Source organism: Streptomyces sp. WI03-4A, assembly GCF_033792105.1.
GTDB classification, from domain to species: Bacteria; Actinomycetota; Actinomycetes; order Streptomycetales; family Streptomycetaceae; genus Streptomyces; species Streptomyces collinus_A.
This window is the reverse complement of the sequence record NZ_JARAUO010000002.1, coordinates 137051-156070: the sequence shown is the minus strand read 5'-3', so window position 1 is coordinate 156070 and position 19020 is coordinate 137051. Positions and strand designations below refer to the sequence as shown.

Annotated in this window: 15 protein-coding genes and 2 pseudogenes; 8 read left to right on the top strand and 9 right to left on the bottom strand. The window is 68.8% G+C overall.

The window, feature by feature from the left end; genetic code table 11:
* Positions 1-126: 126 nt before the first annotated feature.
* The 5 genes and pseudogenes from PV343_RS03665 to PV343_RS03645 all read right to left on the bottom strand — a co-directional run.
* Positions 127-870, bottom strand: a complete 744-nt coding sequence (locus PV343_RS03665) for a DUF2589 domain-containing protein (RefSeq protein ID WP_319145291.1) — start codon at positions 868-870, stop codon at positions 127-129.
* 288 nt (positions 871-1158) lie between these two features.
* On the bottom strand, positions 1159-1821 hold the full coding sequence (locus PV343_RS03660) for an NADPH-dependent F420 reductase (protein WP_319145290.1): 663 nt from the start codon (positions 1819-1821) through the stop codon (positions 1159-1161).
* A gap of 210 nt (positions 1822-2031) precedes the next feature.
* Positions 2032-2378: pseudogene (locus PV343_RS03655) on the bottom strand (transposase); the annotation flags it as partial.
* 761 nt (positions 2379-3139) lie between these two features.
* Positions 3140-3352 carry a helicase associated domain-containing protein gene (locus PV343_RS03650; RefSeq protein ID WP_319145520.1) on the bottom strand — a complete coding sequence of 71 codons (213 nt, stop codon included), beginning with the start codon at positions 3350-3352 and terminating at the stop codon, positions 3140-3142.
* Positions 3353-3616: 264 nt separating this feature from the next.
* Positions 3617-3912 (bottom strand): annotated as a pseudogene (locus PV343_RS03645) (ATP/GTP-binding protein); the annotation flags it as partial.
* A gap of 484 nt (positions 3913-4396) precedes the next feature.
* Between PV343_RS03645 and PV343_RS03635 the strand changes: the two are divergent.
* The 3 genes from PV343_RS03635 (at position 4397) to PV343_RS03625 (ending at position 10348) form a co-directional block, all read left to right on the top strand.
* Positions 4397-8272: a DNRLRE domain-containing protein gene (locus PV343_RS03635; protein ID WP_319145289.1), complete on the top strand. Its 3876-nt coding sequence runs from the start codon at positions 4397-4399 to the stop codon at positions 8270-8272.
* Position 8273: 1 nt separating this feature from the next.
* On the top strand, positions 8274-8783 hold the full coding sequence (locus PV343_RS03630; protein WP_319145288.1) for a hypothetical protein: 510 nt from the start codon (positions 8274-8276) through the stop codon (positions 8781-8783).
* A gap of 722 nt (positions 8784-9505) precedes the next feature.
* Positions 9506-10348, top strand: a complete 843-nt coding sequence (locus PV343_RS03625) for an MBL fold metallo-hydrolase (RefSeq protein ID WP_319145287.1) — start codon at positions 9506-9508, stop codon at positions 10346-10348.
* Positions 10349-10598: 250 nt separating this feature from the next.
* Here PV343_RS03625 and PV343_RS03620 read toward each other — a convergent pair whose 3' ends face one another.
* On the bottom strand, positions 10599-11480 hold the full coding sequence (locus PV343_RS03620; RefSeq protein ID WP_319145286.1) for a helix-turn-helix transcriptional regulator: 882 nt from the start codon (positions 11478-11480) through the stop codon (positions 10599-10601).
* A 246-nt stretch (positions 11481-11726) separates the two neighbouring features.
* Here PV343_RS03620 and PV343_RS03615 point away from each other — a divergent pair, with 246 nt between their 5' ends.
* Positions 11727-12812 (top strand): ketopantoate reductase family protein, encoded by a 1086-nt coding sequence (locus PV343_RS03615; protein WP_319145285.1) that lies wholly within the window; start codon positions 11727-11729, stop codon positions 12810-12812.
* Between the two features lie 256 nt (positions 12813-13068).
* The gene (locus tag PV343_RS03610) at positions 13069-14052 is read left to right on the top strand and encodes an aldo/keto reductase (RefSeq protein WP_319145284.1); all 984 of its coding nucleotides are present in this window, start codon (positions 13069-13071) and stop codon (positions 14050-14052) included.
* 194 nt (positions 14053-14246) lie between these two features.
* Here PV343_RS03610 and PV343_RS03605 read toward each other — a convergent pair whose 3' ends face one another.
* Positions 14247-14432: a hypothetical protein gene (locus PV343_RS03605; protein WP_415923447.1), complete on the bottom strand. Its 186-nt coding sequence runs from the start codon at positions 14430-14432 to the stop codon at positions 14247-14249.
* Between the two features lie 355 nt (positions 14433-14787).
* Here PV343_RS03605 and PV343_RS03600 point away from each other — a divergent pair, with 355 nt between their 5' ends.
* Together PV343_RS03600 and PV343_RS03595 are read left to right on the top strand one after the other, a co-directional pair.
* On the top strand, positions 14788-15126 hold the full coding sequence (locus PV343_RS03600; RefSeq protein ID WP_319145283.1) for a hypothetical protein: 339 nt from the start codon (positions 14788-14790) through the stop codon (positions 15124-15126).
* 8 nt (positions 15127-15134) lie between these two features.
* The gene (locus tag PV343_RS03595; protein WP_319145282.1) at positions 15135-15320 is read left to right on the top strand and encodes a hypothetical protein; all 186 of its coding nucleotides are present in this window, start codon (positions 15135-15137) and stop codon (positions 15318-15320) included.
* A 1105-nt stretch (positions 15321-16425) separates the two neighbouring features.
* Here PV343_RS03595 and PV343_RS03590 read toward each other — a convergent pair.
* Together PV343_RS03590 and PV343_RS03585 are read right to left on the bottom strand one after the other, a co-directional pair.
* Complete coding sequence (locus PV343_RS03590; RefSeq protein WP_319145281.1) at positions 16426-16635, bottom strand: hypothetical protein; 210 nt, start codon at positions 16633-16635, stop codon at positions 16426-16428.
* 169 nt (positions 16636-16804) lie between these two features.
* Positions 16805-18238: an MFS transporter gene (locus PV343_RS03585; protein ID WP_319145280.1), complete on the bottom strand. Its 1434-nt coding sequence runs from the start codon at positions 18236-18238 to the stop codon at positions 16805-16807.
* Positions 18239-18325: 87 nt separating this feature from the next.
* Here PV343_RS03585 and PV343_RS03580 point away from each other — a divergent pair, with 87 nt between their 5' ends.
* Positions 18326-18934, top strand: coding sequence for a TetR/AcrR family transcriptional regulator (locus PV343_RS03580; RefSeq protein WP_319145279.1), 609 nt, complete (start codon positions 18326-18328; stop codon positions 18932-18934).
* Positions 18935-19020 lie beyond the last annotated feature (86 nt).

Genomic DNA, 19020 nt, shown 5'->3' with positions numbered 1-19020 from the left:
GCGGTTCGGGCGCCGGATACCGATGGCCCGCGGGGACGGTACGGGGCCCGAGATGAGACAGCGCCGCACCTGGACTTGTCGGAGACGAACGCATGAGGATGCGGCGCCGGAGCCCCGTCAGCCCGTCTATGAGCCGTCCGGCTTCACGGTGACGGCATTGTCGGTCAGCATCGAAAGGATCTTCTCCATGCCGCCCGGCATCGGCCCTTGCTCAGCCTCCACATGGACCGACATCGACGCACTCCGGCTGACCGTCTCGGAACTCGAACTGCTGGAATCGTAGCTGGCCTTGAGCGAGGCTTTGACGCCCCAGAAGCCGCCACTCGCCGACGTCTCGGCCCCGATCTTCTGCTCTTGCTTCCGGGTCGAGACCGAGTCGATCTTCACATTGAAGTCGAGCGTCACCTTGGAGAGCTGCAGGTAGGGGATCGGCACCACCGTGAGAAGGGGCACCTCCACCTTCCTCACCACATTGTTCTTCCCGGTGGTGCCATCGGTTTGCGTGGGCTCCGTCGAGGTGTAGGAGAACGCCACCGTTTCGGGGTGGCCGTCCTGTTTGAAGCCCACGCTCTTGATGAACTGTGCGGTCTCGTTCGCGGCCATCGCGCTGGACCGGATGACCCCCTGCAGCGGTCCGCCGATGATCTGCTCGAACGGCAGCGACAGTTCCGCCCCCAGATCGACTGGGGAAGCCGGTGCGGCCGCTGCAGAACCGTCCGGCACCAGCGGGACGCTCGCCACCAGCGGGACGCTCGGCACGGCGCGTCCGGGGCCCGTGCCGTCGGATTCGCCCGGCGCCGGCTTCCTGGCCGCCGCCTTCGCCGCCGTCGTCCTCTTCCTCGCTGAACTCGTCTTCTTCGCCTCCGGCATCGGCCACTCCCTCAACCAGGTACTGGATCTTGAAGTGATCCTTTGCTGCCCCCGATCACCGCACCCTGCCGACACGCCAGGGCCCTCGAAAGTAGTACCGGCCCGCACCGAAGCGGACGATGCGGTGCGAACCAGCGAGCGACTTGTCCGGACCTGTGATCAGGGGGGTCTTCCGTGCGTCGCCGTGACAGGGAGTTTTTCGCTTTCAAGTCACCCGGGGGATCTGGCCGGGATCGAGTTGCCGGAGGGCGCCGTACCGGTCTTTGGGGATCGTCTGAGCCGATCGAGTCAGGCCCGCCACTCCGCCGTACGCTCGGGGCTTGCCGCGGCCAGCGCCTTCGTCACTCCGTCGACGCCCTCGCGCAGGCCGTACACAGGGGTGCCCGGCTGCTGGCGCCAGGAGTCGTCGAGCCCGCCGGCGTCCACGGTGTCGAAGCCGAGCTCGTCGATCAGTGCCCTGACCTTCCGCTTGGCTGCCTCGTTGTCGCCCGCCACCGGCAGGGCCTGCCGGTCGGGGGCGCCGGCCGGGCGCGCGCGTTCCAGGATGTCGATGGCGAAGGTGCCGTTGAAGGCCTTGACGACGGGGTGCCCGATCTGCCGCTCGGTCCAGCGGCTCTCGGTCAGGCCCTCGTCCTCGATCCCGGCGATCCTCCCGTCGCGCTGCTGCGGGTAGTAGTTGCCGGTGTCGATCACCACGACGCCCTCGGCGGCCCCGTCGAGCAGGCCGGAGGGCAGGTTCGGGACGGCCTTCAGGGGAACGGTGACGACGACGATCTCCGCGCCACGCGCCGCCTCCTCCACCGGCACCGGCGTCGCTCCGGTCTCCTCGGCCAGTCCTGTGAGGGTCTGCGGGCCACGGGAGTTCGCCACGGAGACGTCGTGACCAAGGGCGGTCAGCCGCCGGGTGAGGTTGCCGCCGATGTTGCCCGCGCCGATGATGCCAATCTTCACGACAGGCCCTGCCTTTCGGGTCGATGCACACGCATACGTCTGGTCGGCGTCAACCTAGGGCCTCTCCGGGCTATTCCGTGAGCCGTCCGGACGGGTGAGCCGGGGGTGGGTGCCCCTACGTGTCTGGTCAAGGTCCAAGGCCGGTAGCTTCGTCCGGTCGAGGGCGGGCTGAGCGGTAGGGGTGTGCATGAGTGATAGCTAGGTCACGATCCGGGTCGCGGGGGCGAGGCCGGCGTAGGCGGCGAGGTGGCCGGCGGTCGGAAAGGTGCTGCCGTCGCCGACCGCGATCAAGATGCGGGCTCCGGTCCGGACGGCGATTCCCGGCATCGACGTCAGGATTCTCGAAGAGGGTGGGCCTATAGGAGCTCCTCGATCGGCCCGGCCAGCAACTTGCGTTGGTCACGGACAGCGGCCAGCGATCCGGCCAGGCTCGGGACGATCAGCGCGGCCGCGTCGGTCCCCGGAACGGTCACGGTCTGCTCGTCCAGCGCGGCGAAGATCTCCTCGACCAGCGGCTCGGCCATCCGCGGGGCCTTCGGCCGCAGCAGGGTGACCAGCCCCGTGTTTGGTCTGCTCGTGGCCTGTTTTAGGCGGTGACGGTGCGGTAATGCGGTACAACCACGACCGCAGCGACAAACGCCCCTCGAACCGCTCAAGGTTCCGCCAAGCCCGCATCCCCGGCGAGACGCCGAGCCGGAAGGAGCCGGGGACGGTCTTGCCGCCCGAGTCGTAGGGCAGGACGCCGTGGGGCCCTCGGCCCCCGCCGCCAGTGCAACTCGGCCCGGCTGGTCACCCGTTGCCGCCGTTGCCACCGCGGCCGCCCTGGCCGCTCGTCTCGCGCCGTCCCCGCCGCCCACGGCGTCGCCGCCGGTGCCGCCGGTGCCGCGGCCTCCGGGTCGGCGGCCATGACGCGAGGCTGAGATTGGCGCGGGAGCGGACGAGGCGGACCGACTCAGTGAGGAAGCGGGCCTGTGGCGCCGCGCTTGGGGCGCCGCGTTAGCCGCGGTGCCGTGAGCGTCGATGCGGACGCTCGACCGCGCGTTCCGGGGTGCCGGCAGTCGGTGCGATGCTGGCAGGGGAGAGGGGGGACCTGCCACGGAGGGATCCAGCACGGAGACCCAGCAGGCACCCGGCGCACCCCTCGGCGACGACGGTGTACAGCTGCCAGTACCACTGGTCGTTCCAGGGACATCCCCGGCAAGAGGGGCGCGACGCCAAGGCCTGCGGCCTGACGACACTAACGAGAGGACTCAATGCGTACGCCTTTCGTACGCCATATGTACCCTTCATACGGCAGCCGCTGCGCCCTGGGGGGCGGTCACGTCCACCGCATGCCGATGGCGGCCAGTTGTTCCACGCCGTCGGGGGAGAGGGTCGCGGTTCTGGAGCGTTGGTTGCTGACCCATGCCCCTAGCCGCAGGTGATGTTCCTCTGCCCCTTCACTGCCGCAGCCGTCGTTCTCGTCGTGGCTGTCGCCGTCTTGGTCGCCGTCGACGACGATCCGTTCGATGTGCTTCCTCGGCACCCGCAGGTGCCCTTCGCGCTCGAAGAACTGTCGGGCGGCCTCGTAGTTGAGGGCCCATTTGTCGGCTTGGGCTGCGTCGCGGCGTCGGTTTCTCGTCGTCGCCGGGGGGCTGGATGCCGAGGATGTGTTCCAGCATCCATTGCTGGGCGCTGGTGAGTTTGTCGAAGGCGAGCTGCTGGGGGCGTACCCATCGGCCGAGGTCCTCGCCTTGGCGTACGACCGTGCCGGGCTGGGCGGGAGGGTGCCGCCGGTCTCGGCGAGGTGCTGCCTGGCGGTGCGCTGGTGGAGGTAGGGGGTGTGGCGGGGGAGGGTGCCGGGTGACGTCGCGGAAGGGTTGGCGGGTGCCGTGGCGGGCGGGGAGCGGGCCGCAGTCGACAAGCGTGGCGCGTCCGGCGAGTTGGGCGCCGCGAGTGCCGGTGAAGAGGGGTTTCGGTGACGTTGATGCCGGCGTAGACGAAGGTCGCGGGGAGGCGTTCGCTGAGGTCTTTGAGCAGGTCGGCGGTTTGGGCGCCGGTGGTGGTGTGGGGGTTGAGGCGGTGGATCTCGTCGATAGCCGGCACCGGCACCCTGCGCACGTCTCCTCGGACCGCCTCGTTGCTGGAAACGCCGACCTTCCACCGCGGCTGCCCATGGCCGAGCCAACTCCTCGACCAGCGACCCAAGATGAGCCATCGAAACGCCCGTGAACAACGGATGCGCCAACACCGCCCGATCGACCGTGCCCCTCACCACACGAGCATGCCCACCCGTTATCACGCACCAACTCGTTAGGGCCTCCGCCCTCCTGACCGCCCATGCGGACGCGCCCGCCAAGCAAGGCACCAAAACCCTCGCGAGGCTCTGACCACAGACAATGCGGTAAGGATGAGGTAAGTAGACCCCTCAACATCTTGAAGGCGACATGAATCCCTTGTGAATATTCACCGACTCTCGTCCTTGATCAAGGGAAGCACTTTGCACCTCGCCAGGCGCCTGAGACACTCCGCGGTAATCGTGGCCGCCGCTCTCACGCTCGACATGATGCTCGCAGGCGGAGGCGGAGGAACGGCCATGGCCGTTCCCGCCCTGTCGCAGAGCGGTGAACAGACGGACCCCACGACCGGTGACGCGGCATCAGCCCTGTCCAAAGCCGCGGACACCGGCGAACAGGTCCACATCGAGGGCCTGGACGACGAGTTCTCCACCACGTTCGCCAACCCTGACGGCACGCTCACCACGCGGATATCCGAGGGCCAGCAGCGCGTCGCCGACCCCGACGGCACCTACAGCGCCGTCGACCTGGCGCTCAAGCGCTCCACCTCCGGCTGGGTCCCGAAGAACTCGCCGGTCCACATCCGCATATCCGGCGGTGGCTCCCGAACCGCCGCCACCATGACCCAGGCCGACGGCTCGAAGGTTGGGGTCGGCTGGCCCTCGAAGCTCCCCGCCCCCACAATCCGCGGCGGTGTGGCGACATTCCGGGTCGCGGCCGCCGAACGGCTGGTCGTATCGACCACCGCCACCGGGTTCACCGCGCACGTCGTGCTCACCAAGCGTCCGACGAAGAGGGTCTCCCTCACGCTTCCCCTCCTCCTCGGCGGCAGCCTCAGCGCCCACCAGTCCACCAACGGTGCGATCGCGCTGCACAGCAAGGCATCGGGTGCCACCGTCGCCTCGGCGCACCAGTTCACGATGTGGGACTCCGCACACGGTGCCGAGCAGCTCCCCGATGCCGAGCACACAGTGGCCACCACCCTGACCAAGAGCCAGGACGGCACCCCGCGGATGCGGCTGCGGCCCTCCATGAAGTTCCTGGACAGCCCGCACACGGTCTACCCGGTGACGATCGACCCGGACATCTCCTCGCTCAGCCGCAACGGCGACACCTACGTCTACACGGGCAGCACCACACCCCAGATCAGCAACTACCGGCTGATGGTGGGCACGTTCGACAACGGCACCACCAACTACCGCTCCTTCCTGAACTGGAAGACCGACGCCATTCAGGGCAAGCACGTCGTCAGCGCGAACCTGAAGCTCTACCAGTACGACGCCAACACGTGCACGCCTCAGCCGATGTCGGTCCATCCGCTGAACGGCAACTTCTCCGGTTCGACGGTGTGGTCCAACAAGCCGGCCGCCGACTACGCGGGATCGTGGTGGATCAGCGACAGCTTCAACCACGGTGACGAGACGGACGGCTGTGGCAACGGCTCCGAGACCATCGACATCACCAAGATCATCAAAGGCTGGGTGGAGGGCACCCACGAACAGCACGGCATCCAGCTGAACAACGCCGACGGCGACTACACCTACGGCAAGCGCTTCTGCTCGATGAACCCGGACTCCTCGCACAGCGTCTGCTACACCGCCACCCGCGAGCCCACCCTCTCCGTCACGTACAACACCCTGCCCGCCAAGCCGTCGGGTCTGCAGGCCATCCCGGGCAGCACCTCGGGCGACGCCTCGTATGTCACGTCCACCACTCCGGCACTGTCCGCCCTGGTCAAGGACGCCGACTCCAACAGCCTCACCACCCAGTTCTCCGTCGCCGACAGCAACGGCACCGTGCTGACCACCGGCTCCGGAGCCTCCGTGGCCGCCGGAACGAAAGCCACTTGGAGCGTTCCCACGGGTCTGCTCTCCGACAAGAAGACCTACAAGTTCAGGGTCCGCGGCTACGACGGCACGGACTACTCGGCGTGGTCCGGCTGGCTGACCTTCGACGTCGACACCTCGAAGGCGCCCAAGCCCGCCGCGGACCTGCCGACCGCGCCCCAGACCGGCGCGGCCCAGACCCTCACCCCGATCCTGTCCGGCGTCGTCTCGGCCCCCTCCGGTGACACGGTCCAGGCCGAATTCCTGCTGTACGACGGCACCGGGGCAACCCTGGGCGGCAGCCCCCTGGCCACGGTGGGAGCGGACAACGGCGCCCGCGCGGCCGTCCAGGTCCCGGTCGGCCTGCTGAGCGACGGAGCCGGTTACACCTGGAAGATGCGGGCCTGTTCCAACAGCCGCTGCTCCAGCTACACCGCCTTGCAGAACTTCACCGTCCATCTGCCCCAGGCGACGACGGCACCGACCACGACGACCAAGGTCATCAGCGGCACCGCACTCACGCAGGCGACCGTGGACGTCGGCGCCACCGACTGCTCCGGCGCCGCGTGCACCGGATCGGCAGCCGCCACCCTTAAGGTAGGAGCCTCCGGCACCACGCACTGGCGCAGCTACGTCCGCCCCGACCTGTCCGCTCTGCCCGCCGGGGCGCAGATCACCTCGGCGACCCTCAGCATGGGCACGGCCGGGTGCCTGGGTAGTTGTGAAGCGCACGACGTCGAGGTCCGCCCGCTGAACGCCGACTGGTCGAGCACAGGCAGCGGCACCGACCTCGTCACGGCCGCCAGCGGCGACCCGCTCGACCTGGGCGCCGCCGACCCGGCCGCGCTCGACGTCACCTCCGCCGTACGCCTCTGGCTCGACGGATCGAACCCCGACCAGGGGCTCGCCCTCCAAGCCGCCGATGAGGACTCCGACACCAGCACGGGGACCACCTACCCGGCCTCCGGCACCAAGCTCACCGTCACCTACATCGCCCCCGGCGCCCCGGACGCCCCCACCGCCGTAACTGCGACGCCGACCGCCGCCGGCTTGCTGGTGCACTGGAACGCCCCCGAGAACACCGGCTACTCCGGCGACATCACCTCCTACCAGGTCACCGCCTACGCCGCCGGTACCACCACCCAAGCCGCCCAGACCACGGTCGACGCCGCGACCGTCGGCACCACGGCCGTGCTCACCGGTCTGGCCAACGGCACCGGGTACACCGTCTCCGTCACCGCGACCACCGGCAACGGCACCAGCGCGGCGGCAACGTCCGCTCTGACCGTGCCCGCTGCGACACACGCCTCGAGCACCACCGCGTACCAATCCATCGTCCAGCAGTACCTCGACGCGCGCAGCGGGCTGCTGACCGGAACCTACGCGAACGCCGACGCGGCCGTAGCGGCCAAGGCCGACGGAGCGTCATTCAGCACCCAGTTGCACGCCGAGGAGGACGACCTGCTCGCCGAGAAGGCTCGTTACGCGGGCGACGGACTCGGCTACACCGCCATCACCGTCACCCTGGCCGGCACCACCGCGGGCCCCTCGGGCGACACCTCCGACTTCGTCTACACGCACCACACCGGCACCGCCACGATGACCGACGGCAGCGCCCAGAACGAGGAGAACGCCTACGAGGTCTACACCTTCGACACCAGCGGCACGGTACCCGTGCTCTCCCAGCGACTTGCCGCGGACGACTTCCTGACCAGCCTGCCCTCCTCCGACAGGGCGGCGGCGCAGGTCTCTCTCGACGACGGCGACACCGACACCACCGCACCCGCCATGGACGCCTTCTACACCGACGGTGACTCCCTCCCGGCGGCGAGCGGCGTCTCCACCGCGAGCTACGCGTCCTTCACCCGAAGCGGCGTGGCCACCTGGGCGTCGAAGCACTACAACGACAAGGACGAACTGAGAACCGACTGCACCAATTTCGCGTCCAAGGCCCTCAATCGGGGCGGAGGCGCGCACATGGAGTACGGGTCGGTCGTCGACATCAAGCGCAGTCCCTACGAATGGTGGCGCAAGTCCAAGTCCGACATGACCTACTCCTGGTCGGCCGCGAACAACTTCGCCAACTTCATGGGCAACGAGGACAGCGTCACCTGGGTCAAGAGCATCAGCAACATCGTGCCCGGTGACATCATGCTGCTGGAATACGCGGGAGACGGGGACTCCAACCTCGACCACGCGGGCGTGATCTACAGCGCCGGCTCCACGACGGGCTCCGTCAAGGTCTACCAGCACTCCAGCAAGTACAGGAACACCACCCTCTCCGCGATCATCAAGCGCCGCAAGGGCGTCACGGTCTACGTCGCCCACATCACCCCGCATTGGTACTGACGTGAAAACGAAGCGCAGCTACGTGCTGTGGTCCGCCCTCACCCTGGTCGTCCTGCTGGCAGCGGGAACGGCGGCGTGGGGCGCGCCGCGCACCCAGTGGGACTACCGCCGGGCAGCCCGGACGGGGCTGCCCGCGGTGACCTTCACCGGTGACAAGACCGCCCCCGACACCCTCAAGCTCTACATGCGTCTGTTCATCGAGCGGGTACGTGACGGCGACACGGAGGGTCTGGAGGACCTGTCCTGGCACAACCACTGGTTCGCACGCCGCGACGAGGCAGCCGGCGCCCGCCGGCTCATCCGCGCCTACCGGAAGGGAGCGGCGGGCCCGGTAACGGTCGACATGACCGCGGAAGACCCCTACGACGTCCGCGGCGGCACCATCCGCTTCCGCCGCACCGGCCAGCGGCAGAACTTCACCGTCTTCAAGCGGAACGGCCTGTGGCTGTTCGCCATCACCGACTGGAACCCGATGCCGGACACAGCCGGCAGACAGCCGCTGAAGACCTGACATAGATGATCATCGCTGTGAGGGCGAAGCCCGGCACCAGCCCTCACAGCGGTGATCGCAGCAGCGGACGTGCAAGCTCTCTCGCGAGCCCCATCCGGCGGAGAACGTCCAGCCCGTCCAGGGGTGGTCGTCGCCGGACGGGGTGAGCAGAGCGGCGACCGCCCGGCCTGCGGTCTGCGGGAGCGTGGTGCTGTGTCCGACGTAGCGCAGGCGTCCGTCGGTGTCGTAGCGGCCCAGCAGCAGGGTGCGGGGCGCCGCCGGGGAGCCGGTGAACGCGCCGACGATGGCGTCCTCGGTCTCCCGGGCTTACTGGCGAAGGCTCGGTATTCGAGAGGCGCAGTAAACCCGGCGGTTCGGCGTGCGGCGAGCCGAGTGGTGCTGGCTGCGACTGCGGAGCCGAGGCAGCGTCGTAGTCGCGTTCAGTGGTACCGATGCTGCTCGTGGCATGGCGGTGACTGTCCGGAGCCATTGGAGCCATGGGAGTCGGTGGGCTTCGTCGTGATCACTGGACCCTATGGCGTTCCAGAATGGCTGGCGAGCAAGATCGTGTCGTAGGTCAGCGCCTCGTTGGAGATCGGCAGGGCAAAGTGGTACCGGCGCTCGGACCCGGCTACTGTCGAAAGCGCCTGAAGGTCGAATTCAGCACATTTCCGGCCACCGTGGCTCGGCCTCATTTGTTGGCTGGCCCGGCCGCTGTACGGTCCGAGACCGCGGGAGTCGTGATGACCGCACTCGCCTACACCGTCCACGTCGCTCCGTCGAAGCCGGCGGTGTCCGACGACCTCCCACCGGGCGAGGATCAGCGGATGTGGTCCCCGACATCGTCGACGCTCATCTACGGCGAACGTGACGCGGTGCTCGTGGACCCGCTGCTGACCGTGGACGAATCGCGCCGCCTGGCCGACTGGGTCGCGGCGCAGGGCAAGAACGTCACCACGATCTTCGTCACGCACGCGCACGGCGACCACTTCTTCGGGGCGCCCGCAGTACTCGACCGCTTCCCACAGGCCCGGCTGGTCGCCGCACCGGACGTCGCGGCCCACGCTGGGGCGCAGTGGGGATCCGCCTGGTTCGACGGGTTCTGGCAGCCCCGCTTCCCCGACCAGCTCCCCGACCGTCACCTCGTCCCAGAGCCGCTGTCCGACGGCCGGATCGACTTGGAGGGCGAGCAACTGCGAGCGATCGAACTCGGCCACACCGACACCGACGGCACCAGCGCCCTGCACGTGCCCACCCTCGGACTGGTGGTCGCGGGCGACGCCGTCTACGGCGACGTCCACCTGTACCTCGGCGAGGCCAAGGGCGACGGCACGGAGCACTGGCTGCGCGCCCTGGACGTCATCGAGGCACTGCGCCCGAGCGCCGTGGTCTCCGGCCACAAGCGCGACGGCGACCCGGACAGCCCCGACGACGTGGGGCGCACCCGCCGCTACATCGAGGACTTCACCGCCGCGGCGGCGACGGCCAACGACCACACCGACCTCTACACGTCGATGCTCCGCCTCTATCCCGACCGCGTGAACCGCGGCGTGCTCTGGAACTCGGCCAAGACCGCGCTCTCCTGAGGATTCCCGGCGCCGCTCTTGGCCCCGCTCCGGTCTGTGCACGGGTACGCGCGTCGTGAAGGCGCCGCTCATGGACCCGTGGCGTCTGCGGGCAGGATCATTCGGTCGAGCGTTAGCTGACCGGTCGGCGTTGACGGGCGGTCAAGGAACCACGAGGTGGACGCAGAGCCGGCCGATTCGGACTGCGAGCGGCTCTCCGTTCAAGATGGGCAGCGCAGTTCACGTCCAGCGCCTGCGTTGCCACCGTTGTTTACGTGAGGCGTTCGTGAAGGTCGGCTTGCGACTGGTTCTGGGTGGCGGCCCAGGTGGCCAGGAGACGGAGAGCGTCGGCGCTGGGGCTGTGGGGGACGGCGGTGTAGATCACGAGCGTGAGGCTGGGGTCGGAATTCAGGGACATGGTCTCGAAGTTCAGCTCCAGGTTCCCGACGGCCGGATGATGGATCTTCTTGGGTCCGGTGCGGTGTTGCCGGACGTCGTGGTCTGCCCAGCGTCTCCGGAAGATCTCGCTGCGGGTGGACAGTTCCCCGATGAGGTCGGTGAGGTCCTTGCTGTAGGGGTTTCGGCCGGCCTCCCCACGGAGCATTGCGGCGACGTCGTTGGCGGCCTTGTCCCAGTCGGGGAGGAAGTTGCGGGCGGCTGGGTCGAGGTAGATGAACCTGGCGATGTTGGCGGGGCGGCGCGGGTCCGCGATAAGTGGGGCGTAGAGGGCCTGTGCCAGGTCGTTGGCGGCCAGCAGGTCCTGGCAGTCGTTGTGGACCCACGCAGGTGCGTCCGTGATGGCGTCCAACATGTACTGCAGGGCGGGCCGGAGGCGCTTCGCCGCGGTGCGGCGGCGGGCCGTAGTGGGTGGGGAGGTGCGCCGGGCGAGGTCGAACAGGTACTGGCGTTCGGCGTCGTCGAGGTGGAGGGCGCGGGCCACGCCGTCTAGGACGCTGTCTGAAGCACCCGAGAGATTGCCTCGCTCCAGTCGCACGTAGTAGTCGACCGAGACACCGGCCAGCATCGCGACCTCTTCACGGCGCAACCCCTTGACCCGCCGGTGGCCGCCGTAGGCGGGCAGTCCCGCCTCCTCGGGGGTGATGCGGGCCCGGCGGGAGGCCAGGAACTCCCTGATCTCGGCTCGGTCGTCCATCTCTCCACGGTAAGCGAGCGTCCTGGGGCGAGACAGGTACTGCCATTACCTGTAACACCAGGCACTGCCACCTGTAGGGGAAGCAGGATTTGCTGGAGGTGGCTGTTAGGGCGGCCGGCGCCGACGCATCGGCGACACCGCCGGCCGCCAGTAACCAGCGGCGGCGACCGCCTCCGACCCGGGAAAGTGATCATGAAGCAGACGGCTCTTGGACATTCCGAAGGATCCGGCATCGGCAAGCGCACGATGGACACGTCTTCCCGCCCCGCCGACGGCGGCAGCGGCACGCGCTACATCGTCATCGGAGCGGGAGCGATCGGCGGAACCATCGGGGCGCGGATGGCTGAGGCAGGGCACGAAGTGGTCCTGGTCGCCAGGGGCACGCAGTACGCGGCGCTGAAATCGGGCGGCCTGCGCTTCCGTGCCCCCGACGGCGAGCGCGTCCACCGACTCCCCGTCGTCGACGCTCCGGAGACATTGGGCGCGTTGCGCGCCACGGACGTGCTCGTGTTGACCGTCAAGACACAGGACTGCGAGGGCGCCCTGGACACCTGGGGCCAGGCACCGGTGGAAGGCGGCGGCACGGCCGCGGAAAGGCTTCCCGTGGTGTGCGCGCAGAACGGCGTCGAGAGCCAGCGGATCGCCCTGCGCCGCTTCCGGCACGTGTACGGCGTCTGCGTCTGGCTGCCGGCCACCTTCGTGGAACCGGGTGTCGTCTCCGCGTCGGGCGCTCCGCTCAGCGGCATCCTGCACCTCGGGCGGCACCCCCATGGCATCGATGACACCGTCCGCCGGATCGCCGCCGACCTGGAGACAGCGCGCTTCGAAGCCCCCGTGGTGCCAGACGTGGCGCGCTGGCAGTACGCCAAACTGCTGGGCAACCTCGCCAACGCGATCGACGCGTTGAGCGGGCCGGTCCCAGGTGACGGAGGCCGGCGACTGTACGCGCAGGTACGCACCGAGGGCGAGACAGTACTCGAGGCCGCCGGCATCCCGTATGCGAGCGCGCAAGAACAGCACGACGCACGCGGCGCCAAGGTCCAATGGGCCCAGGGAGGCGGTGGCTCCTCCTGGCAGTCCCTGGCTCGCGGCACGGGCACGATCGAGGCCGACTTCCTCAACGGTGAGATCGTCCTGCTGGGCCGGCTGTACGGCGTCCCGACCCCCGTGAACGAGCTCCTGCAACGTTTGGCCACCAAGTTCTCACGGGAGAAGCGGCCCGCCCGGTCACTACCGGTCACCGATCTGCTACGGCTCACCGACGAGGCGGTGGACACAGCCCGGGTCCGCAGCGGAACACATGCCCCACAGGACCGCCCGGCGCGCGCCTGACGTCGGCGTTCCGTACGGCTTGGCGCAGCGGTGCGCCAAGAGCATCCACAACGACGGCGGGCCCCGGTTGCGAGGCAGGTACTGGCGTTACCTGGAAGACCAGACACTGCCACCGGACAGCGAAACGAGATTCCCTGGAGACGGCTGTTCGCCCGGTGACATCCGGTGCAATGACATGGGTGTCCGAGCAGCAGCGCCGTCCGCAGCGTGTCGCAATCTGCGGCGGGCCGTATCCGCCCACTCCAAGAAGGTCATCATGAAGCACACCACTTTGGGAGATCTGAAGGTCGCCCGTATCGGCCTGGGCACGATGGGCATGTCCTCCTACTACACCGGCGCCGGCAGCGACGACGCCGAATCCGTCCGCACCATCGCGCGGGCCGTCGACCGGGGCGTCACTCTGATCGACACCGCCGAGGTCTATGGCCCTTACGTCAACGAGGAACTCGTCGCCAGGGCGCTGGCGGGCCGCCGTGACGAGGTCGTGCTGGCCACCAAGTTCGGCCTGATCTCGCACGCCGCACCGGAGCGGGGCACCCATGTCCTCGACAGCAGCCCGGCCACCATCCGTACCGCTGTCGAAGGCTCCCTCAAGCGGCTGCGTACCGACCACATCGACCTGTACTACCAGCACCGCATCGACCCGGGCACGCCGATCGAAGACGTGGCCGGCACGGTCGCGGAGCTGGTGCAGGAGGGCAAGGTCGGGCATCTCGGCCTGTGCGAGGCTGGCCCCGAAACGATCCGCCGGGCCCACGCCGTACACCCGGTGACCGCGGTCCAATCGTCGTACTCGCTGTGGAACCGTGAGGTCGAGGAGCGCGTGCTGCCCACGCTGCAGGAACTGGGTATCGGTTTCGTGCCGTACTCTCCGCTCGGCCACGGCTTCCTCACCGGCACGATCCGCTCCCCCGAGCAGTTCGCTGAAGACGACTGGCGCCGGACCAGCCCCCGCTTCCAGGGGGAGAACTTCTACCGCAACCTAGCTCTCGCCGACGAAGTCCGGGCGCTCGCCGACGAGGTCGGGGCCACGCCCGCCCAGGTCGCTCTGGCGTGGCTGCTGGCCAAGGGGGAGCACATCGTCCCGATCCCAGGAACCAAGCAGGTGACGCGCCTCGAGGAGAACATCGCCGCCGACGGCGTCGAACTCACCCCGGAGCAAATGGCCGCGCTCGACAGCCTGCCACCAGCTGCTGGCAGCGCCGAGAACGACGAGGCCAGGCAGCGGATCGAGCGCTGACACACTCGCAGCCCTCGGCCGGCGCAGCCGGCACCTTCGAAGATCGGTCGGCAACTTGCCGCTACTTCACCGCGGATCCAGGCCGTCCCGGCCCCAGGGGACCACCGTCCCACAGCAGCCAGGCGCGCATACATCGCCGTCCACGAGGCGTTCGAGGCCCCGGGGGCCTTCGAAGACTGGGCGAGATCCCGGGGCTACGACCTCGGCTTCTCGCTGAAAATGGTGGCTTCGACGTCGGACTCGGCCGCCCTGTGTGTCCGCAGCTTCTCGATGTCCGTCAGCGGCGTGTTATGCAGGGCAGCGCGCGAGCGCAGGAAGTGCCCAGCTTGGGCAAGGAACGCGTCCATGTCCAGGGTGAGGTGCCAGTCATCCGGATGCATCCTTCATGTTCCCGGACGACCTAGACTCGGGGCCGCTCCTTCAACTCCTTCCAGCCACGTCCCGTCCTATCGTCTGGTGCGGGCGAGTCGCGGCCAGGTAGTCGGACCAGTTCTCGCCGGCCATGGCTGCGAAGCGTTCCGCGGTTCTTGGCTGGATGCCGATCAAGTCGGAGAGCACGACGGGTGGCAGGTCGGCGAGCGCTTGCATCATGGCCGTGTTCCGGGCTGCGCGGGCGGGCAGGCCGTAGCGCTTGAGTTTGTCGGACAGTCCCGAAGGGTTGCGGGGGCGCCCGGGGGCTCGGCCCGGCAGCAGGTACCTGGTGGCTTCGTTGCTGTGCCGGGATCCGTCTTCGAGGTGATCGTCGATGAGGCGGGCGAGCTTCGGCGGCAGGACGACGGGGTGGCGGATGATCGTCAGGTAGGTGTGATCCGCGTCGTGGTGGAGGTGGTCGGTGGTGAGTTCGACGATGCGGGTCAGAGGGAGGGCGTAGAGGCGGATGAGGGCTGCGGCGATGCGAACGTCCGACGGAAGCGTGGGGTCGTTCAGGCACCGGCGCAGTTCCTCGTAGTGGTCTTCTTCGATCTGGAACTGGCCGGGGAGCTGGCAAGGCGGGTGTTCGAGTTGATGAGCAGGGCGAGGTTCTCATCGCGTGGCGGAAGTAGGCCTGCGGTGGTGAGCAGGCTGCGGACGTAGGTGGTGGCGTGTCCTTGGGGCAGCGCGTCCAGGGCCGCGTGGTCGACTTCGTCGGGCGCGGTTACCAGCTGGCCCAGGAGGCGCGCGGCGGGGCTTCGGTGCAGCCAGGCCAGGACGGGGTAGGGGTTGGGAGCGTCGCTGAGTACATCTGCGAGCGGCCGCAGGGAGGCGTCGAGGGCGGTTCCGTCGCGTGAGAGCAGGCTGGTCACCTTGGCGAGCAGGGTGCAGCGTGGACAGCGGCGTCCGGGCATGAGGTCAGCCGGTTGCTGGCAGGACGAGCAGTAATCGAGCCGCTCGTTGGGGAAGGAGCACGCCTTACAGATCCGGCCGCCGTCCGGGGTGCGGCGCACGAGAATGCGCTGCCGGCCGCACATTGTGCACGATTCCGGCTGCGTCAGAGCAGTCCGGTGGCACACGGGGCAGACGGGCCCTACCGGCCAGAACACGCCCACCTTCCGCTCCTGGCCGCACAATGCGCACACGTGCAGCTGCCGCTTGCGGGCCTCGCGTGGGACGCACCCATCGCAGTGGAACGGCCCATTGCCGTGGTCGATGTGGTGGCCGCGACGGATCCGCCCGCATACGGTGCAGAGCTTCTCCGGCCGCATGTAGCAGCGGTAGCAGATGTCGGGAGCCTCGCCTTTTGCCCGCACCCTGATGGGCCCCACCTGCTCGCAGATGCCGCACCGGCGCGCAGGGCTCGCGTAGCAGGTCCCACAGACGGGCCCGTCAGCGGTCAGTGCGTTTGCCCGCCGCAGGCGGCCACAGCGGCAGCACGTCTGGAGCTTCTTGGGGGCGCAGGTCTGGCACAGATAGGTGCCGTCCGGCAGGTGCCGGGTGGGAATCATCATCCGGCGGCAACTGCCGCATTTCTTGCGCGAGCCCGGCTCCTTCTCCTTGCACACTTGGCAGATCCGTCCGTCCGGACGTCGTGCCACTGCCTTCGCGAGCTTGCCGCACCGCGCGCACGGAACCGCCAGGCGCCGACTGGAGCAGCCGTGGCACAGCCGTCCCTCGGGCCCCGCCATCCAAGCAGTCAGCCTGCCGGAAGGCGGCCTCTCGTCAGGCATCAGCAGCACCACCCGCGAGATCGGCGCGGTGCTGAGACCGGCGCTCAGTGGGCCGTGGACCCGCGACCATGCTCCGGCTGAGCCTGCCGGGACCGATCTGTCTCGCCCCAGTCGACTGCTGCCAACTCGACCCAAACTGATCCAGGGTCTGCTGCAGGTTTAGGTGACAGGTTCGATCACGCGGCCTGGAGGGCCGGTGTGGTCATGACGGTTTCGTATTCGACGGGGGTCAGCCGACCGAGCGAGGCACGAACGCTTCGACACCTTCCGCGCTGAACGGGGCCGGCTCCAGGCGAGCTACGGCGCCCTCGGCGCCCTGGCGGCGACCGGGGACGTCGCGCGGAGCCGTGTCGGCTGATTCCGGCTCGCGGGAGTGCCGTATCTGGATGACGACCTCCACGAGCTGGATCAGCAGTTCGCCGATCCGTTCGGCGGGCATGCTCCGCCATCGCGTCGTCGTGCCTGCGGCCGTGCGGCCTCGCCGAGCGAGAGGTGGCCGCGGCCAGGGAACCGGGCTGAGGAACTGCTGAACGGTCCTGACTGACCGCTGACCCACCCTGCGCATGGCCCGGCTCGTCGTCGCGAACGCCCGCGCCACCCCCTGGAGTTCAGGCCTGGTCGGCGGCGAGCGGCGTCTCGCCGTGCTTGGCCTGAGCCGGGACGGCCTCCACAGGGGCCGCCGTCTGCACACGGCCGCGGGGGAGGACCACGGCGACGACGAGCGAACCGGCCGCGGCCACGCACGCACCGGCGATCATCGGTGGCGTCACGTCGTTCAGGGCCCCCGTCGACGTCGTGCTCGCCGCGGCGCCCATGACGGCGATGCCCAGGGCCCCGCCGAGGTTCATCGCCACGTCGGCGACTGCCGAGCCCGCGCCCGACTGCTCCGGCGGAGCGGCACCGACGACCGAGTCGACCGAGGTCGGGGCGCCGAAGCCGATGCCGAAGCCGAGAAGTCCGAGCGAGATGATGATCCGCAGGCTGGACGGATCGCCTCCGAACGCCAGGACCGCCATAGAGACGGCGACCAGCAATGGGCCGAGCGCGGACACCGGTCCCAGTCCGAACCGCTGCACCAGCTTCGGCGCCATCGGCGCGATGAACATGACCGTGCACATCCCGAGCATGTGCAGGCCCGCAGTCAGCGGACGGTAGTCCAGGGTGAACTGCAGGTACTGGGTGATGACGAAGAGGCTGCCGAAGACCCCGAAGAAGACGGTCGAGATCGTCACGAGTGGTCCGCCGAACCGGCGGTCCCGGAAGACGGCATGACTGAGCATCGGGCTGCTGGTGCGCTGCTCCCACCCGATGAAGGCACCCAGGATCGCCACGCCGCCGATGAGGAACGTCAGTGTGCGCGGCGAGGCCCAGCCGTGGGAAGGGGCCTCGATGATGGAGTCGATGAGCGCGAGCGAGCCGACGGCTGTGAGCACGAGGCCGAGCAGGTCGAGGCCGGTGTGGCGTTCGTTGCGGGATTCGGGGATGAGCATCAGGCATCCGGCGACCGCGACGGCGATCATCGGGATGTTGATCAGGAACACCGAACCCCACCAGAAGTTCTCCAGGAGGAGGCCACCGACGATCGGGCCGAGCGGAATGCCCAGCGAGGCGACGCCGACCCAGATGCCCATCGCCTTGGCCCGCTCGTGGGGCGGAAAGACCTGGCCCAGGATCGCCAGCGTGCAGGGCATGATCATTGCCGCGCCCAGGCCCATGCCCGCACGGGCCGCGATGAGTGTTTCTGCGGAACCGGCGAATGCGGCCGCCGCGGAGGCGGCGAGGAACACCAGCAGCCCGGTGAGCAGGCCGCGCCGGCGGCCGTACCGGTCCGCGAGCGCACCGGCGAAAAGGATCGGGGCGGCGAAGGCCAACGAGTAGGCGTCCACCGTCCACTGCAACTGTCCTGGCGTAGCGCCGAGTTCAGTTCTGATCGACGGGATCGCCATCGTGATGATCAGCATGTCCAGAGACGCGATCACCAGCGCTAAGCACATGATGCCGAGGATGACCCACCGACGGGGGTGACCCTGAGGCGTGTTCATAAAAAGCCCTTCCTGCAGTGGTCAAGGCCGGGAGCGCCACTGTAGGACCGTCAAGTTGACAGCGTCAACCTGGGTAAAGTTCGCCGCGTGGGAACAATCAGTCGAGGCGGCACGGGTGGTGCCCGGTCCGCGCTGGTCGAGGCGGCGAGCGCGCTACTGACGCGCGGGGGCCCGGAGTATGTGACCCTGCGCGCGGTGGGCGCGGCGGCGGGGGTGTCACGGACCGCGCCGTACCGTCACTTCTCCGACAAGGACGATCTGCTTAGCGCGGTGGCCGCGCGGAGCATGGACCGTCTCACCCAGGCGATGCGGCACGGGGCGGAGGACGAGGCCGCAGGGGGGACGCGGTTGTACCGGGCGTGCATCGCCTACGTGCGGGCCGCGAGGGAGATGCCGGCCCACTATCGCCTCATGTTCGGCGACATCGCGATCGACACTCCGAGCGAGGAGCTCGAGCGCGCCACCGACGCGTGCGCGAAGGTCCTCTGCACCCTCGTCATCGAGGCGAAGGGTGACGGCGTACTCGCCGCCGGCGGCGTACGGGAGGCCGGCACCTTGCTGTGGGCGGCCCTGCACGGCCTGGTGGACCTCACGCTCTCGCGCCGCCTGCGCGAGCCGCGCACGGTCGACGGCGTCGAAGGCATGCCCGATCTGGTCGCACTGGCTCTGCGGAACTGGGTTGCCGTGAAGGGCTGAGGCCGCCCCTTTCCTTCACTCGAATGAGTGACGAGCGTCACAGTGCATCTGGTTGACGATGTCAACCCCGAGGGTCACAGTGGATG

Excerpts from the sequence above, each read along its gene's own strand:
- PV343_RS03665 (WP_319145291.1), bottom strand. The coding sequence starts at position 870 with ATGCCGGAGGCGAAGAAGACGAGTTCAGCGAGGAAGAGGACGACGGCG.
- PV343_RS03590 (WP_319145281.1), bottom strand. The coding sequence starts at position 16,635 with ATGCCCGCCGAACGGATCGGCGAACTGCTGATCCAGCTCGTGGAGGTC.
- PV343_RS03635 (WP_319145289.1), top strand. The coding sequence starts at position 4,397 with ATGGCCGTTCCCGCCCTGTCGCAGAGCGGTGAACAGACGGACCCCACG.
- PV343_RS03610 (WP_319145284.1), top strand. The coding sequence starts at position 13,069 with ATGAAGCACACCACTTTGGGAGATCTGAAGGTCGCCCGTATCGGCCTG.
- PV343_RS03625 (WP_319145287.1), top strand. The coding sequence starts at position 9,506 with ATGACCGCACTCGCCTACACCGTCCACGTCGCTCCGTCGAAGCCGGCG.
- PV343_RS03585 (WP_319145280.1), bottom strand. The coding sequence starts at position 18,238 with ATGAACACGCCTCAGGGTCACCCCCGTCGGTGGGTCATCCTCGGCATC.
- PV343_RS03605 (WP_415923447.1), bottom strand. The coding sequence starts at position 14,432 with ATGCATCCGGATGACTGGCACCTCACCCTGGACATGGACGCGTTCCTT.
- PV343_RS03615 (WP_319145285.1), top strand. The coding sequence starts at position 11,727 with ATGGACACGTCTTCCCGCCCCGCCGACGGCGGCAGCGGCACGCGCTAC.
- PV343_RS03620 (WP_319145286.1), bottom strand. The coding sequence starts at position 11,480 with ATGGACGACCGAGCCGAGATCAGGGAGTTCCTGGCCTCCCGCCGGGCC.